Annotated in this window: 2 tRNA genes and 1 rRNA gene; all 3 read right to left on the bottom strand. The window is 45.2% G+C overall.

The annotated features are described in order from the left end of the window. Positions 1–198 precede the first annotated feature (198 nt). A tRNA-Ile gene (locus WMO17_RS13140) sits at positions 199–275 on the bottom strand. Between the two features lie 3 nt (positions 276–278). Next, positions 279–354, bottom strand: a tRNA-Ala gene (locus WMO17_RS13135). A 121-nt stretch (positions 355–475) separates the two neighbouring features. Next, a 16S ribosomal RNA gene (locus tag WMO17_RS13130) occupies positions 476–538 on the bottom strand; the annotation flags it as partial.

Genomic DNA, 538 nt, shown 5'->3' with positions numbered 1-538 from the left:
TTCTCTTAAGAACATTTGGTATCCTCTTGATTCTCTCTTGCCAACGAAGATTATTGTTACCCTTCCTTTTGAAATTGTAATATTTCTTAAAAAAGAACTTACTATAATCTTTGTTTCGCAGTTATTATTCAGTTTTCAAGGTACGTCTTGGTGATGTCCTTCAAAGCCCGGTCTCCCGAAACTTTGCTCTTCATCACATGGTGGGCCAAAATGGACTCGAACCATCGACCTCACGATTATCAGTCGTGTGCTCTAGCCAGCTGAGCTATTGGCCCATGTGGTGGAGATTAAGGGAATCGAACCCTTGACCCCCTGCTTGCAAAGCAGGTGCTCTCCCAGCTGAGCTAAACCCCCACATTAGGAATTGAGTTCCCTTTTCAGGGCCCTCAAAATCGAACAATATCTACTCTGCTTGTTTGTTACCTGTCCAAGGACTGTCCATCTTTTGATGTCCTGTCCTTGCCTGACTCCTTAGAAAGGAGGTGATCCAGCCGCAGGTTCTCCTACGGCTACCTTGTTACGACTTCACCCCAATCAC

It is taken from the genome of Faecalibacterium faecis, assembly GCF_040096475.1.
In the GTDB taxonomy this organism is placed as follows: Bacteria; Bacillota; Clostridia; order Oscillospirales; family Ruminococcaceae; genus Faecalibacterium; species Faecalibacterium taiwanense.
Note: the sequence above shows the minus strand (reverse complement) of the source record. Positions and strands in the feature narration are given on the sequence as shown.